13 protein-coding genes are annotated in these 14,892 nt (G+C 72.5%); 6 read left to right on the forward strand and 7 right to left on the reverse strand.

Features of this window, described 5'->3' with window-relative positions; genetic code table 11:
- Window positions 1-18: 18 nt before the first annotated feature.
- The 3 genes from ACIQHQ_RS12385 to ACIQHQ_RS12395 all read right to left on the reverse strand — a co-directional run bounded on the left by ACIQHQ_RS12385 (window position 19) and on the right by ACIQHQ_RS12395 (window position 3,224).
- Window positions 19-1,641 (reverse strand): transporter, encoded by a 1,623-nt coding sequence (locus tag ACIQHQ_RS12385; RefSeq protein WP_402611880.1) that lies wholly within the window; start codon window positions 1,639-1,641, stop codon window positions 19-21.
- Entirely contained in the window at window positions 1,638-2,429 is a 792-nt protein-coding gene (locus tag ACIQHQ_RS12390; protein WP_402611881.1) for an ABC transporter ATP-binding protein, read from the reverse strand. Before ACIQHQ_RS12390 ends, ACIQHQ_RS12385 begins: the two co-directional genes overlap by 4 nt.
- Window positions 2,430-2,561: 132 nt before the next feature.
- Window positions 2,562-3,224: a bifunctional DNA primase/polymerase gene (locus tag ACIQHQ_RS12395; RefSeq protein WP_402612173.1), complete on the reverse strand. Its 663-nt coding sequence runs from the start codon at window positions 3,222-3,224 to the stop codon at window positions 2,562-2,564.
- 307 nt (window positions 3,225-3,531) lie between these two features.
- Here ACIQHQ_RS12395 and ACIQHQ_RS12400 point away from each other — a divergent pair, with 307 nt between their 5' ends.
- Both ACIQHQ_RS12400 and ACIQHQ_RS12405 read left to right on the forward strand, forming a co-directional pair.
- Window positions 3,532-4,917 carry a transcriptional regulator gene (locus ACIQHQ_RS12400; protein ID WP_402611882.1) on the forward strand — a complete coding sequence of 462 codons (1,386 nt, stop codon included), beginning with the start codon at window positions 3,532-3,534 and terminating at the stop codon, window positions 4,915-4,917.
- A gap of 201 nt (window positions 4,918-5,118) precedes the next feature.
- On the forward strand, window positions 5,119-6,915 hold the full coding sequence (locus ACIQHQ_RS12405) for a hypothetical protein (protein ID WP_402611883.1): 1,797 nt from the start codon (window positions 5,119-5,121) through the stop codon (window positions 6,913-6,915).
- 43 nt (window positions 6,916-6,958) lie between these two features.
- On the opposite strand, the gene ACIQHQ_RS12410 is transcribed toward ACIQHQ_RS12405, so the two are convergent.
- Complete coding sequence (locus ACIQHQ_RS12410; RefSeq protein WP_402611884.1) at window positions 6,959-8,266, reverse strand: ABC transporter substrate-binding protein; 1,308 nt, start codon at window positions 8,264-8,266, stop codon at window positions 6,959-6,961.
- 117 nt (window positions 8,267-8,383) lie between these two features.
- Between ACIQHQ_RS12410 and ACIQHQ_RS12415 the strand changes: the two genes are divergently transcribed.
- The gene (locus ACIQHQ_RS12415) at window positions 8,384-8,884 is read left to right on the forward strand and encodes a hypothetical protein (protein ID WP_402611885.1); all 501 of its coding nucleotides are present in this window, start codon (window positions 8,384-8,386) and stop codon (window positions 8,882-8,884) included.
- Between the two features lie 70 nt (window positions 8,885-8,954).
- Window positions 8,955-9,836, forward strand: a complete 882-nt coding sequence (purU, locus tag ACIQHQ_RS12420; protein ID WP_402611886.1) for a formyltetrahydrofolate deformylase — start codon at window positions 8,955-8,957, stop codon at window positions 9,834-9,836.
- 92 nt (window positions 9,837-9,928) lie between these two features.
- Here purU and ACIQHQ_RS12425 read toward each other — a convergent pair whose 3' ends face one another.
- A complete protein-coding gene (locus ACIQHQ_RS12425) occupies window positions 9,929-11,350 on the reverse strand; it encodes a maleylpyruvate isomerase N-terminal domain-containing protein (protein WP_402611887.1) in 1,422 nt (473 codons plus the stop codon).
- On the reverse strand, window positions 11,347-11,928 hold the full coding sequence (locus ACIQHQ_RS12430; protein WP_402611888.1) for a sigma-70 family RNA polymerase sigma factor: 582 nt from the start codon (window positions 11,926-11,928) through the stop codon (window positions 11,347-11,349). Before ACIQHQ_RS12430 ends, ACIQHQ_RS12425 begins: the two co-directional genes overlap by 4 nt.
- Before the next feature lie 363 nt (window positions 11,929-12,291).
- Between ACIQHQ_RS12430 and ACIQHQ_RS12435 the strand changes: the two genes are divergently transcribed.
- Together ACIQHQ_RS12435 and ACIQHQ_RS12440 are read left to right on the forward strand one after the other, a co-directional pair.
- The gene (locus ACIQHQ_RS12435) at window positions 12,292-12,672 is read left to right on the forward strand and encodes an STAS domain-containing protein (protein WP_402611889.1); all 381 of its coding nucleotides are present in this window, start codon (window positions 12,292-12,294) and stop codon (window positions 12,670-12,672) included.
- Between the two features lie 168 nt (window positions 12,673-12,840).
- A complete protein-coding gene (locus ACIQHQ_RS12440; protein ID WP_402611890.1) occupies window positions 12,841-13,353 on the forward strand; it encodes an EF-hand domain-containing protein in 513 nt (170 codons plus the stop codon).
- Between the two features lie 28 nt (window positions 13,354-13,381).
- On the opposite strand, the gene ACIQHQ_RS12445 is transcribed toward ACIQHQ_RS12440, so the two are convergent.
- The gene (locus ACIQHQ_RS12445) at window positions 13,382-14,884 is read right to left on the reverse strand and encodes a class I adenylate-forming enzyme family protein (protein WP_402611891.1); all 1,503 of its coding nucleotides are present in this window, start codon (window positions 14,882-14,884) and stop codon (window positions 13,382-13,384) included.
- Between the last annotated feature and the right edge of the window lie 8 nt (window positions 14,885-14,892).

A 14,892-nucleotide genomic window follows, 5' to 3' on the forward strand; every position in this document is an offset into this window, starting at 1 on the left:
GCCGCCTCCGCGGGCGCGTCACCCCTTGCTGACCGCCGCCAGGATCTCCGGCAGCCGCCGGGCCGTCCGCGGAGCGGCCAGCTTCAGCCCCGCCGCCGCGAGCACCGCCCCGTACGCCGTGCCGACCGGCAGCAGCAGCCACCTCCAGTCGTCGCCGTCGGCGCTCACGTTCAGCCAGATCGTGAGCGCGATGACGGGCGCGCACAGCAGGGCGGCCGCCATCATGCCGCCGAAGATGGAGATCCAGGCGAGCCCGGTCTGCCCGGGGGCGACGTTCTTGTACCCCTCCTGCGGGATGGAGTACGGGAAGCGGGCGGAGGTCCACGCCCCGGTCGCGAGCATCGCGCCGAGCAGCGCGAAGGACAGGCCCAGCGCCTCGGGCAGCCGCCGCCAGTCGCCGAGCACGGCCGCGGTCAGGACCGTCACGAGCGTGGCGTAGGGCAGGGTGATCAGCAGCAGGGCGTACGCCCGGGCGCGCAGCTCGACGTAGGCGTCACGCGTCGAGGAGATCGTCATCGCGACCATCCAGAACGCCGAGGTGTCCTGCCCGAACTGGTTGTACATCAGGATGCCGAGCATCCCGGCGGCGAAGCACGCGAAGTACACCGACCCGGTGCCCTGCCAGGCGTTGAACACCGGCACGATCAGCCCGATGGCCAGCGATGTCACCCAGGCGGCCTTGGTCTTCGGGTCGCGCCACACGTACCGCAGGCTGCGCTCCATGACCGTGCCCGTGCGGCTCGGGGCACCTCCCGGGCTTTCGGCACGGGGGGAAGGCAGGAGCCGGCCCAGGCCGGTCGACGAGCGCTCCCGGGCGGCGGACTCGGCGCTCGGCAGGGTGGATCCGTCGGGCGAGGTCATCAGCCGGGTCAGATGCCGCGACCAGAACGCGAGCAGCGCCACCAGCGCACCCGCCGTCAGTGCCAGTTGCCCCACGGCGAGACCGTAGGACCCCTCGCTCACCGCGTGCACGGCCCCGATCGCCGACGCGGGCGGCACCCACCGGAGCACCTCGGCCGCCGGGTCGAGTTCGCCCAGCCCCGACGCCCCGAGCCGCTGCGCGCCGAAGTTGACGATCTGCGCCCCGATCGCGATGACGAGCCCGCTGAGCACCGCGAGGTCCCGTCCCTTGCGGCTGGTCAGCAGCCGTACGTTGGCGACGGCCACGGCCCGTGCGAAGGCCACGCACACCAGCAGCGCGAGGACGACGGCGACGGCACCGACGGCGAACGCCGCCCCGCCCCGCGCCACCGCGACCACGGAACCGACCAGCAGGCACAGCGTGAACAACGGTCCGATGCCCACCAGTGAGGCCGTGAGCAGCGCCCGTACCAGCGGCCGGGGGCGCAGCGGGAGCATCACCAGCCGGGTCGGGTCGAGGGTCTCGTCACCGCTGGGGAAGAACAGCGGCATCACCGCCCAGCCGAGCCCCAGCACCGCCACCGCCAGTACGACCACCGACTCGGCGTGCGCGTGGCCGCGCAGCGCGATCAGGCCGATCAGCTGGAGCGCGGCGAACAGCAGCGCGCAGACCGCCGAGGTGATGTAGGCGGCCTTGCGCCCGCCGGACTGCCGCAGTCCGTTGCGCAGCAGCGACAGCTTCAGCCGGACGAAGACGGGGGTGATCGCGGGGGTGCTCACCGCGACCCGCCCCCCAGCCAGTCCAGATCGGACCCGGCGTCCCGGCTCTGCGCGCCGACGAGTTCCAGGAACGCCCGCTGCAGCGAGGGCGCCTCCCCGCGTACCTCGGCGAGGGTGCCGGTGGCGCGGATCCGCCCGGCGGCCATCACCGCGACCCAGTCGCACAGCGACTCGACGAGCTCCATGACGTGGGAAGAGAACACGACCGTGGCGCCCGAGGCCGTGTACCGCTCCAGGACGCCCCGGATGGTCTGGGCGGAAACCGGGTCGACGCCCTCGAACGGCTCGTCCAGGAACAGCACTTCGGGGTTGTGGAGGAGAGCGGCGGCGAGCCCGATCTTCTTGCGCATGCCGGTCGAGTAGTCGACGACCAGCTTGTGCTGGGCGCCGGCGAGATCGAGGACGTCGAGGAGCTGGGTGGCCCGCTTGTCGACCTCGGCGCCGGGCAGCCCACGCAACCGCCCGCTGTACGCCAGCAGTTCGCGTCCCGAGAGCCGCTCGAACAGCCGCAGCCCCTCCGGCAGCACCCCGATCCGCGCCTTCACCTCGACGGGGTCCCGCCACACGTCGTGCCCGACCACCTCGACCGTCCCCTGGTCGGGCCTGAGCAGCCCCGTCACCATCGACAAGGTGGTGGTCTTCCCGGCCCCGTTCGGCCCGACGAGCCCGATGAACTTGCCCGCGGGCAGCTCCAGATCGATCCCGGCCACAGCGACCTGCTGCCCGAACCGCTTCCAGAGCCCCCGCACACGCACAGCGCTGGATCCCACCGCGTCTCCCTCCGTCACGGAGAACCCTACGGTGGTGTTCTTCGGGGGCGCGGGGCTCTGTCTGAATGCAGCTCCGCCGCGTGGGCGCGATCAACCACGGACGACCCGCGGCCGCCGCACGAACAGCGACCGGCAGACGGACAGGCGCGGCTAACGATCCCTCCCGCACGCATAGGCCAGCGGCGAGATCAACTCCTCCGCGTCCGGCAGCCACCGATTCACAGGCGTCGGCCGGCAGGCCCACTGCACGGCGCCCCGCGACCCGAACCGCGTGGGCGGCGCGGCCACGTACGCCCCCTCACCCAGCACGGACAGATCCAGCGACGACACCGACCATCCCAGCTTCCGCACCAGATCGGGCACCTTCGCCGCCGCCCCCGGCAGCACGAAGAACTCCATCCGGCGATCCGGTGTGAGGGTCACCGGCCCGAGCGTCAGCTCCATCCGCTCCATCCGCGCCAGCGCGAGGAACCCCGCCGTCTCCGCCACGGAGATCGCGTCGAACGTCCGCCCCGTCGGCAGCAGGATCGACGCGGCCGGCTGTTTCTGCCACATCCGCCGCGCGACCGTCGCACTGCCCGTCGCCTGCGTCGCCCAGTCCGGACGCGCCGGGTGCGACCCGGGTGCCGGGCACGCCACGTCACCGCATGAGCAGCGCTGACTCCCGTCGAGGGCTTCCAGCCAGGTGCCGGGGAACACGTCCCAGTGGCGCTCCTCGGCGTAGCGGACAGCGGTCTCCAGCAGCGATTCCCCGCGCTGCTTCGGGATCTGAGCGGCTTCGGTGCCGGCGATCGTCTCTTCCACGATGAACACAACTCTGGTCGTCAACCAGGGGTTACGCCCGCCCCCCGTGCGCGGGGAGGAGCATCGCTTGTGTGGCCGGGGCGCATGGATGCATGTGCGGGGGCGCGCAGGAGGAACCGTGGCCGGGGCCGGGTAGCCACGAGGGGGGCGGCAACAGCCGTTACCCGGCAATCCTCACATGCCTCGCATTCTCGCCTGGTCGGCGGGGCATTGATCTTCACGGCCGGACCTTCTCGCTGGAAGGTGAAGGGGCTCGGCCGCGGAAGACACGTCAACTCGGTGCGTGGGCAGGCACCGCAGCCACAGGGGGTACGCCATGGCCGCAAGGCCGCTCGTCGCCAGGCAGCCGAACGAACGGCTCCAGGCGCTCATCCAGGAAGCCGGATGCTCCAACGCCGGCCTGGCCCGCCGGGTCAACATGTGCGGTGCCGAGCACGGACTCGACCTGCGCTACGACAAGACGTCGGTGGCGCGCTGGCTGCGCGGGCAGCAACCACGGGGCCGGGCCCCGGCGATCATCGCCGAGGCCCTGGGCCGCAAACTCGGCCGTACCGTCACGATCGACGAGATCGGCATGGCCAACGGAAAGAACCTCGCCTCGGGCGTGGGCCTGCAGTTCTCGCCGACGGTACTGGGGGCCGTCGAGCAGGTCTGCGAGCTGTGGCGCAGTGACGTGGGGCGGCGGGACTTCCTGTCCGGCTCCTCCGTCGCCGCGTCCGCGCTGGTCGAGCCCAGCCGCGACTGGCTGATCTCCGCGCCCGACGCTCAGGTGTCGCGCTCGGCGGGGCCACGGGTGGGGCAGACCGACGTCCAGGCGGTGCGGGCCATGACGCAGGCGCTGGTGGATCTCGACCACCAGTACGGCAGCGGGCATGTGCGGCCGGTCGTCGTGCACTACCTCAACAGCGTCGTCTCGGGGCTGCTGGCGGGCTCGTACCGGGAGGCGGTCGGGCGGGACCTGTTCGCCGCGGTGGCCCGGCTGACGGAGCTCGCCGGGTACATGGCCGTCGACACGGGGCAACCTGGCCTGGCCCAGCGCTACTACATCCAGGCGCTGCGGCTCGCGCAGGCGGCCGGGGACCGCGGCTACGGCGGTTACGTGCTCGCGGCCTCCATGAGTCATCTCGCCGCGCAGCTCGGAAACCCGCGGGAGATCGCGCAGTTGGCGCGGGCGGCGCAGGAGGGGGCGCGGGGGCGCGTGTCACCGCGTGCGGAGTCGATGTTCCACGCGGCGGAGGCGCGTGGGCACGCCCTCATGGGCGACGTGCGCGCCGCCCAGTCCTCGGCAGGGCGCGCGGTGAGCGCCCTGGAGGCGGCCGACCCGGCCGCCGGGGACGACCCGGTGTGGATCGCGCACTTCGACGAGGCGTATCTCGCCGACGAGTTGGCCCACTGCCACCGGGACCTCGGGCAGGCCGAGGCGGCGGCCCGGTGCGCTCAGGAGTCGCTGGCCGGGCATCCCGGGACGCGGGCACGCCGCCGGGCCATCGGTTATGTGCTGTTGGCCACGGCACAGGTACAGCAGCGCGAGATCGAAGAGGCGTGCAGCACCGGCATGAAGGCCGTGAAACTCCTGGAGGGGTTGCGGTCCAACCGGGGCGCCGAGTACCTGGAGGACTTCCAGCAGCGGCTGGAGCCGTACCGGGACGAGGCGGTGGTCAGGGAGTTCGGGGCGCGGCTCGACCTGCAGACCGCAGCGTGAACACAAGGTCTGCGGATACGTGAACGTGCGGGAAACGGCCGCCCCGCCGGCGGGAGGTGACATCGACGGCGGGCCGTGATCCGGTGGTGTTACCGCGCTCACAGGGCAGGAGGTCGGGCCCTGTGCTGCGTGGCACGGGGCTCTGGGGACCCGGTAGCGTGACCCGACGATTCACAAGGTCCCCCATTAGTAGGAGTCCCGGTGACGCAGAGTGGACAGGGCGAGGAGCCCTCGGCGCGCCCCGCGCGCGAAGGCATCGTGCTGCCCTCCGACGGTGGCGAGCCCCTGCTGCCGGGCATGACGGGCGGACCGGACGACGCCCCCGGCCGCAGGCCCGCCCCGCCGTCGACGGGCGGGCCGCAGGCCGCGGCCCCCGCGGAGGGCCAGACCTGGGGCGGGCCGTGGGGCCCGGACCAGCAGCGCAGCGCGCCCCCGCCGGGCGGGACCTGGCAGTCCCAGCCCCAGCAGTGGGGCACGCCGGAACCGACCGCCTGGGACGCCCAGGCCCCGGGCGCGCTCCCCGCGGAGGGCACCCGGCCCCCGAACCCGTACGCCGGCACACCGGCGCACCCCGACCCGTACGGCTCGGCCCAGCCGTCCGCGGGCCACACCGGCTACGACCCGTACGGCATCTCCGGCGGAGGAGCCCCCTTGCCCCCGGAGGGCTCGGGTGCGCCCGGGTACGGGTATCCGCACGGAGCCGGCGGGGGACAGCAGCCGCAGGGAGCTTCCGGGTACGGCCATCCGCAGGGGACCGGTTCGCCGCAGGGCGCCGACCCGTACGGGGGCGGTCTGCCGCCGGCCTCCGACGGGTACGGGCAGCCTGCCGGGGGAGCGCCGCAGCCACAGGCGGCAACCGGGTACGGGACCGGCGGGGGCGCGCCCCTGCCCTCGCCCGCGGACGACGGCGCGACCCAGTACATACCGCCCGTCGCCGGGGACGCCGCCGCGGCCACGCAGTATCTGCCGCCGGTCGCGCCGGCCGCCGACGAGGGGGCGACTCAGTACATACCCCCCGTGAGGCCGGGAGCGCTGCCGCCCGAGACGCCGTCCGGGGAGGACCCCGAGGCGACGCGGTTCCTCGGGACCGGGCCCCGGGCCGGGTCGGGAGCCGGGCCGCTGCCCCCCGCCTCGAATCCGGACGCCGAGGCGACGCAGTACATCGCGCCGGTGCCGGGCGAGGACAAGCAGCCGCCCGCCGAGTTCGACAACCTCTTCCGCAGTGAGCGGGGCGCCGAGAGCCCGGCCGGGGCCACCCAGCAGATGCCCCGCATCGAGCAGCACCGGCCGCAGCCCCAGCCCTCGTACGGCGCTCCCGGGCCTTCCCACGCCCCGCCCGCCGCAGAGCGCTCACGTGGTGGCCGTAGCGGTTCGCGCGTCCCCCTGATCGCGGCCGTCGGCATCGGCATCGCCGTCCTCGGCGTCGGCGCGGGCGCGCTGCTCGCCGGTGGCTCAGGCGGTGGGGACGACGAGGGCGGTGACAAGAAGACCGTGGCCGCCTCCGCTCCCGCGACGGACGGTTCCGCCTCGCCGTCGGCCGATCCGGCCCGGGCCCAGGCCGTCGAGCTGGACAAGCTGCTCGCCGACAGCGGCAACAGCCGCAGCACCGTGATCAACGCGGTCGGCGATGTGAAGCGCTGCGACAACCTCTCGCAGGCCGCGAAGGACCTGCGCGACGCCGCCGAGCAGCGCAGCGGTCTGGTCACCCGGCTCTCCGGCATCGAGGTCGACCGGCTCCCCGAACACGCCGCGCTGACCACCGCCCTCACCAAGGCCTGGCAGGCCTCCGCCTCGGCCGACAACCACTACGCGGCCTGGGCCGACCAGACCGCGGGCCGGAAGGGCTGCAAGAAGGGCCAGGCCCGCACCACCGACCAGACCCTGGCCGGGAACCGCGCCAGCGGCGTCGCCAGCGCCCAGAAGGCCAAGGCGGCCGGGCTGTGGAACGGGATCGCGAGGAAGTACGGCCTGACCGAGCGTCAGCCGACCCAGCTGTGACGAAGACGGCCCGGTGGGGACGTGAACTGCCGGGCGGCGACGCTCAGTAGTTCACGTCGGCGTCCTGGAGCGTCTTCGTGGTGTCGACGAAGCCCTTGCGCGCCGACACCAGGCGCCCCTCCCGCACCACCTGTACGGTCACGTTCGCGTTGACCAGGCGCGGGAAGCCCACGGCGGCGAGCTTGTCCTGGAACTGCCAATGGAGCGTCGGCGTCAGCCCGCCCGTGCTGACCTTCAGGCCGTCGTCCAGGGCGTCCGTGACCGTGTCCGCGGTCACCTCGCCGTCGCCGAGCGACTCGGCGATCTGCCGGAACACCGTGTAGGCGATCCAGGTGGTCTGCACTCCGGCGTCCGCGGGGTCGATGCGGTTGTCGCCGAAGGCCTCCTCCCGGATCACCCGCTTCATCTCGTCCCAGCGCGGATCGCTCGCCACCGGGTACCAGCCGGTGACGTACGAGCCCTCGTAGGGCCCCGAGGCTCCGCCGGTCGCGTCGATCACCGTCTGGTCGGCGCTGCCGAGCACGGTGGCCGTCCGCACCTCCGGGTAGTCCTCGCGGGCCCGCCGGAAGGAGTCCATGAAGGTGCCGTTGCGGTCCCCGAGCGCGGGCACCACGCATCCCTGGCCGGTTCCCCCGGTCGTCGTGCGCAGGGCCCGCTCGGCCTGGTCGTCGTACGCGGTGGCGTCCTCCGCCGCCCGCTGGTCGTTCGAGGGCCGGTGCCCGCCCGCCTTCAGACCGGAGTCGAGCAGCGGGGGGAGCTGGTCGCCCGCGATGGTGTCGGGACGGACCAGCACGACGGGGCCGCAGTCGGAGAGTGCGCCGCCGAGACCGGCGAGCAGCGCGGGCTGACCGCCGTTGACGGGGTAGGACAGAGGGCTGGTGAACTCGGCGTTGGTGATGCCGTAGCCGCCTATGTAGGGGATGCCGGCGCCCTCGAGCGACGGGAAGAAGGAGTCCGGGTACTGACTGTAGGATCCGACGACCGCGACCACGTTCTCCTTGGCGGCCCGCCGGGCGCACTTCGCGGCTGCCACGCTGTCGTTGTGGTCGTTGCAGGTCAGCACGGTGAGCTTGCGGCCGTTGATCCCGCCGTTGGCGTTGATCCAGCGGGCGTAGGCATGGGCGAAGGCGGGCATGCCGGGCTTGTTGGTGGCCTTGGTGTTCTGCGGGGCCCAGGTCATGACGGTGATGGTGTCGCCCCCGGCATCCCCCGTGGTGCCGGGGACCGTACCGCATCCGGCGAGGAGCGACGCGCATACGACCGCCGTGCCCGCGGAGAGGATGCCGTTCCTGGCGTGACGGGTGAGGAGGCCGGGGAGGAATGTGCTGCGGGTGCGTCGCCTGCCGGTCATGGTTCCGCACGATTCCGTCACACGACGAACCCATGAGTGATGTCCGGTCAACAATGGGTGACGTACCGGTGAATTGCGGGGGCCGGTGTGACCGATGTGGAGGGGAACGTACGATCGATGACCGTGCAAGCTTCGGAGAACTCTTCCCGACGTGGCCGTCGCTCATCCACCATGGGCGGCATGCCTGCCAACGACATGCCGTGGTGGCGCTGGCGCAGCAACGTGCGCTCGGCGCTGCACATGCTCTCCGATCCCGTCTTCCAGCGGGACGTCTGGCTGGCCGGCGTGGACGGCTACGGCGATGTGACCGACGCGGTGTACCGGCTGGTCGAGGACACCTGGCTGGACCACTGGTCCGCCGAGAAGTACGTCGGCACGATCTTCCGGGACTCCCAGGAGGCGGCCCTCGTCGACAGCGCGGTGCTGCGGGTGCTGCGGATCATGCACCAGGTCGGGCCGGACGCGCCGGTCGCCGCGTACCTCGAACACGAGGCCTGGCCGGAGGCGGTCCGGGCGGCCCGGGAGGCGCACGTGCGGCTCGCGGCGAGCGATGGCGAGGAGCCGGACGCGCCGCCGCGCAGCCTGGAGGTGCTGCGCATCATGACCAGGTCCGCCTAGCGGCCGTCGCGGCGGTCCGCCCTGCGGGACGATTGCCGGTGGTGTCGTTCCTTGTGGGAACCTGTCCCGCATGAACGAGCAGTCCACCAGCGCCGCGGTCCCGGCCGACCAGTACGTCCTCACCCTGTCCTGCCCTGACCGGAAGGGCATCGTGCACGCCGTGTCGAGCTATCTGTTCATGACCGGGTGCAACATCGAGGACAGCCAGCAGTTCGGCGACCACGACACGGGACTGTTCTTCATGCGGGTCCACTTCTCGGCGGAGGCGCCGGTGACCGTGGAGAAGCTGCGGGCCAGCTTCGCCGCGATCGGCGACTCGTTCCAGATGGACTGGCAGATCAACCGGGCCGACCAGAAGATGCGCATCCTGCTGATGGTCAGCAAGTTCGGGCACTGCCTGAACGACCTGCTGTTCCGGGCGCGGACCGGGGCGCTGCCGGTGGAGATCGCCGGAGTGGTGTCGAACCACACGGACTTCGCCGAGCTGGTGGGCTCGTACAACATCCCCTTCCACCACATTCCGGTGACGAAGGACACGAAGGCCGAGGCGGAGCGGCAGCTGCTCGACATCGTGCGTGAGGAGGGCGTGGAGCTGGTCGTGCTGGCCCGCTACATGCAGGTCCTCTCGGACGACCTGTGCAAGGCGCTTTCCGGGCGGATCATCAACATTCACCACTCCTTCCTGCCGAGCTTCAAGGGCGCGAAGCCGTATCACCAGGCTCACGCCCGGGGCGTGAAGCTGATCGGAGCGACGGCCCACTACGTGACGGCCGACCTCGACGAGGGGCCGATCATCGAGCAGGAGGTCGAGCGGGTCGGGCACGACGTGACGCCGGAAGGACTCGTCGCCATCGGGCGCGACGTGGAGTGCCAGGCGCTGGCCCGGGGTGTGAAGTGGCATGCCGAGCGGAGGATTCTGCTCAATGGGCGGCGGACTGTGGTGTTCGCCTGACGGCTTTGGTGGTCCTGTACCTGCGGCGGGTGCGGATGCTCCGTGGCTTGTCGCGGTTCCCCGCCCCTGAGGACGTGCCCCCGAGGCCGGTTCTACATCCGGCTCAGTGACGCCGCCGCGAACAGGACGGCCGTGATCGCCTCCTTGTCTCCCACCTGGCCCGCCGCTGCCTCCTGCGGAGGTACGTGACCGGCTGCCAGGCGGCAGAACTCGACGCCGTCCAGGGCCACATGGGCCACCTCGTGCTCGGCGGAGCCCTTCGCCGCGGGGGAGTCGAGGGGGATCAGCCACTCGCCGCCGCCCGAGCCCTCGATCTCCAGGCGGAGGCTGCGGCCCGGCTCGCCCGCCGCGACCAGGTGACGATGGTGGGCGGGGGAGGCCAGGCCGACCCGGCGGCGGTGGGCCAGGGCCGTCGGCAGCATCCGGGCCGCCAGGTCGATCATGCGGTGCAGATGGCGCGGCGAGGGTGGGGCGTAGGGGTAGTCGACCGCGTCGGCGATGTCCTCCGCGTGCACCCAGCACTCGAAGGCGCGGTCGAGCATCGCGTCGTGCAGGGGCAGCTCGAAGTCGCCGTACGACACCGCCGTCTTCCCGGCGCCGCCGCCCGTGAAGGACACCGTGCGGACGAGGTTGTGGCTCTGCTCCCGCCAGGGCGTGCGCAGGAAGCGGGTGGGCGGGAAGCGGGAGGCGCGCCAGAACGCCTCGGTGCGGGCCGCAGGCGTCGGGTGCCGGGACGGGACGTCGCCCAGCGGGTCGTCCAGGCCGAGCGCGACCGCCACCAGGCCGTCGACGCTGAGCAGATGCGCGATGACCCCGGCGACGGTGGTGCGGCGGCTCGTCGACTCGTCGGAGCGGAACCAGCGCAGCCGTACCGGCGCGTGCCACTCGGCGTCGCCGAAGTCCTGGAGCAGCGCGTCCAGGCGCGCGGTCTCGGCGTCGTACGCGGCCGCCCAGTCCGGTACCGGGATGTGCGGCGGGCGCCGCTCCAGGCAGGTCTGAAGGACACGCGTGCGCAAACCCGGGTTCAGATCGAGGCTCTCGGGGCGTTGCAGCAGCCCGACCGCCTCGCGCAGCCGCCGGGCTTCGTCGGCGCAGACGCCGCAGCCGCCGAGGTGCTCCTCGACGGCCGTGGCCTCCTCGGCCGAGCACGCGGCCAGCGCCCAGGCGCCGAGCAGGGACTTCAGCACGGCGTGCTCGAAGACGGGCGGGGCGGGCGGCGGTGCCGGCTCGCCGAGGGTCGCCGGCTCGGGCAGCGGCAGTCCGCTGTCCTCGACGGAGACCCGGGGCATGGGTATGCGTGGCGGGTGTCCGGATTCCGGGGCCTCACCGCGCCGGGGCGTGTCCGGCCCTTCCGGTCCGCCGGGGCCGGCTGAGCCGGTCGGTCGGGAAGGGCTGCCGAAAACCGGCCCGCCTTCGCCGCTTTCATCCCGAATGCCGCTCCCGTCCCGCCTGTTGCCCTTCTCCTCGCGGCCGTCATCGCCGTCGTACGCCTCGTACCGGTCCGGTCCGTTCACACCGCACCCCCGTGTCCGGGCGGTGCGCCCGGTGCCTCGGCGTCGTGGGCGGTGGAGAGCAGTTGCAGGCCCAGGCGCAGGCGGCGGCGGGCCTCGTCCTCGGTGATGCCCAGGTCGGTGGCGGTCTGGCGGTAGTCGCGGCGCTGGAAGTAGGCCCGTTCCAGGGCCGAGCGCAGGGGCACCGGCATGGACTGGACGATGTAGTCGGCCCGGGCGGCGACCGAGGCGCGGCGCACCCGGTGCTCCAGTGCCTCCGTGGTGCCGGAGCCTTCGCGGGCGAGAGCGGCGGTCTCCGTGGCGCGCAGCCGCTGCACCGCCAGCCGGTGGGTCAGGGTGGCGACCCAGGTGCGCAGCGGGCCCTGTTTGGGGTCGTAGGAGTCGGGATGCTCCCAGACGTGGATGAAGACCTCGCGGGTGATGCCGTCGGCGGCGCGCTCGTCGCCGAGCACGCGGTGGGCGAGGCCGTGCACGAGGGAGGCGAACCGGTCGTAGAGCTCACCGAGGGCGGCCGCTTCCCCGCGGGCGAGCCGCTGCTGCATCGTGCGGTCCCAGCGAGGCGGTACGTCCTTTTTCGCCATGCGGCCCCCTCACCCCCTGCTCGTGTTTCCCGCGCGCGTGTCCTGTCCAGCCTGTGCCGACGTCTCCTCGAATGTAGTCGGCACGTCCGGTAGCGCACGTCCCTTTGTGGCAATGTGCGCCCCCTGACCGGCCGTAGATGGTAGAGGGCCACCGGTGCTCGCACCGGGTGCCTTTGGGCTCGCGCCTACCCACGAACCTCCCGATCAGACCTGACTGAAGAGGATCGAACAGGATCGAAGTCGACTAAAACAAGCCTCTCCTGCGGGGGATCCGTTTTTCGGGTCGCGTTTCAGGGAACGGCCGCTGGGCAGCCGCGCTGCAAGGAAGCGTAGGGACTGCTTCCGTTTTGGCGATCGAGGGGCGTGGTGGTGACCTTCAATGTGACCGGTGGCGAGCAGGGCGATTGGGCTGTGCTCCAGGTGTCGGGCGAGCTGGATCTGGTGACATCGCCGGTGCTGCGTCAGCGTGTGCACGACGTCGTGGCCGAGGGGCACCACTGCCTCGTCCTGGATCTGTCCGAGGTGTTCTTCTGCGATTCCAGCGGCGTCGGCGTGCTCATCGCGGTCCGCCGCCTGATCCGCTCCTGCCAGGGCCGGCTGCGCCTGGTGCTGCCCGCCCGGGGCGCGGCCGACGGATCGCACGTCAACCGCGTCCTCGGAGCGCTGGGCGTCCGCAGGCTGTTCGACGTGTACGGCGATGTGGACGCGGCCCTCGGCGACGAGGGCGAACCCCTGTCCGCGTGACGGGCCGATGACGCGCGGTAGGCCGAGTGTCGCCGTTTCGGCACACCGGTGTCCCGGAATTCCCCCGGTCTTGGCAGAAGTGACGTTTTCCCGCGCCCGAACGGCTCCCTCCGTCGTACGCTCCGACCGAGACACACCCCATCCGACGTAAGGCGGCCCGAGAGAGACATGGCCAGCAGCGAGTACGAGCACAAGATCGCCGCCCGGTTCGCCACCTTCGACCAGGACGGCAACGGCTACATCGACCGCGAGGACTTCTACGGCGCGGCCAAGGGGCTCCTGGCGGAGTTCGGCGTGGCGGCCCGGTCCGACAAGGGGCAGGCCCTGTACGGCGGTGCCGAGGCCTTCTGGCAGGGCATGGCCGGGATGGCGGACCGTGACGGCGACCAGCGCATCACGCGCGAGGAGTTCGTCAACGGCGCGGTCAAGCGCCTGCGCGACAACCCCGACCGGTTCGCCGAGATCGCCCGCCCCTTCCTGCACGCGGCCCTGGACGTCGCCGACACCGACGGTGACGGTGCCGCGACGGTCGAGGAGGCCGCCCGTGTGCTGAAGTGTCTCGGCGTCCCCGAGGACGCCGCCCGGCCGGCCGCCGCCGCGCTCGACGGGGACGGTGACGGCAAGGTCGGCGAGGCCGAGGTCGTCCCGGCCTTCGCCCGCTACTTCACCGTGCCCGAATAGCCCGGCCGGGGCGCGTGCCCGAGCGGCCTCACGTGCCCGCATAGCGCTCGCGGAGCTTGTACTTGAGCACCTTCCGCAGGGTCTCGCCCCGCGGAAGGGTGTCCACCACCTCAAGCCGCTCGGGCAGCTTGTGCACCGACAGTCCCTCGGCGCGCAGGAACGCGGTCACGCCCGCGAGCGTCAAGGAAGCGGCTCCCGGCGGCTGTTCCACCACCGCGCACACCAGTTCCCCGCGCTCGGCGTCGGGCAGGCCGATCACGGCCGCGTCGCCGATCGCCGGATGCCGGTGCAGCAGGTCCTCGATCTCCCGGGCCGAGATGTTCTCGCCCTTGCGGATGATCACGTCCTTCAGGCGGCCGGTGAGCACCAGGTGCCCGGTCTCCGTGAGGTGCCCGAGGTCGCCGGTGCGCAGGAACCCGTCCTCGTCGAAGGCCTCCGCCGTCTGCTCGGGGTCCAGATACCCGCGGCACACGGCCTCCCCGCGCAGCCGCACCTCCCCGTCCACGATCCGGATCTCCATGCCCTCCGGTGGCCGTCCCTCGGTCGCCGCCAGCAATCCGGGACCGTCGTCCGGCGCCCCCATGGTGACCATCGGCACCTCGGTCATGCCGTAGCCGTGGGTGAGCTGCACGCCCATCTCCCGCACCACGGCGTGGTACAGCTCCGGCGGCTTGGGCGCTCCGCCGCCCGCCAGCAGCCGAAGGGTGGGCACCACGGGCGTCCCCGGCCGCTTGCGCTGCTCGGCCAGGAACATCGAGTAGAACGCCGTCGACCCGCCCGCCATCGTCACCCCGTGCGCGCGGTACGCCGCCAGCGCGTCCGGCAGCGCGAACTGCTCGAACAGCACCGCCGGGAAGCCGTACAGCAGCAGCATCACCGTGTAGTCGGGGCCGCCGATGTGGGCGTACGGGAAGGCGATCGAACCCACGTCGTTCGCCGCGGGCCGCAGCGCGTGGGCCAGGCAGGAGCCGCCCGCGAGCAGCGAACGGTCCGTGTGCAGCACGCCCTTGGGGTCGGACGTCGTGCCGGACGTCCAGTAGATCCAGCGGACGGCGGTGCCGTCGGAGGGTGGGGGCGGCAGAACGGACGGATCGCCGTCGGGCAGCGCCCGGTAGGCCTCGAAGACGCCCTTCGCGCCCAGTCGGCGGGCCATCTCCCCGTGGTCGAAGCCGCGCCAGACGCCCGGCACCGCGAAGAACTCCGCCTCGGACGCGCGCAGGGCGAAGCCGACCTCCCGGTCCCGGTAGAAGGGGATCACCGGGGTCTGCACGGCACCGAGACGGGCCAGGGCGAAGGACAGCACGGCCGTCTCGATGCGGGTGGGCAGTTGCCAGGCGACCACCGTGCCGGGGCGCACACCCATGCCGTACATCCCGGCCGCGACCCGCTCGGCACGCGCACGCAGGGCCTCGAAGGTGAGCGTGCGGTCGCCCTGGAGGAAGAGTGGCCGGTCGGGGGTGAGGGCGGCGCGGCGGGTGACCAGCTCCCACAGGGTGGCGGACGAACTCAGGGCGTGCGGGGTCTCGTTCACGGGTGCCC

Origin of the sequence: Streptomyces sp. NPDC092370, from assembly GCF_044755265.1 — a bacterium.
Classification (GTDB): Bacteria; Actinomycetota; Actinomycetes; order Streptomycetales; family Streptomycetaceae; genus Streptomyces.

What these genes read in the sequence shown, in the direction of transcription:
- ACIQHQ_RS12400 (WP_402611882.1), top strand. Translation starts at nt 3,532, where the DNA reads ATGGCCGCAAGGCCGCTCGTCGCCAGGCAGCCGAACGAACGGCTCCAG.
- ACIQHQ_RS12410 (WP_402611884.1), bottom strand. Translation starts at nt 8,266, where the DNA reads ATGACCGGCAGGCGACGCACCCGCAGCACATTCCTCCCCGGCCTCCTC.
- ACIQHQ_RS12415 (WP_402611885.1), top strand. Translation starts at nt 8,384, where the DNA reads ATGACCGTGCAAGCTTCGGAGAACTCTTCCCGACGTGGCCGTCGCTCA.
- purU (WP_402611886.1), top strand. Translation starts at nt 8,955, where the DNA reads ATGAACGAGCAGTCCACCAGCGCCGCGGTCCCGGCCGACCAGTACGTC.
- ACIQHQ_RS12430 (WP_402611888.1), bottom strand. Translation starts at nt 11,928, where the DNA reads ATGGCGAAAAAGGACGTACCGCCTCGCTGGGACCGCACGATGCAGCAG.
- ACIQHQ_RS12440 (WP_402611890.1), top strand. Translation starts at nt 12,841, where the DNA reads ATGGCCAGCAGCGAGTACGAGCACAAGATCGCCGCCCGGTTCGCCACC.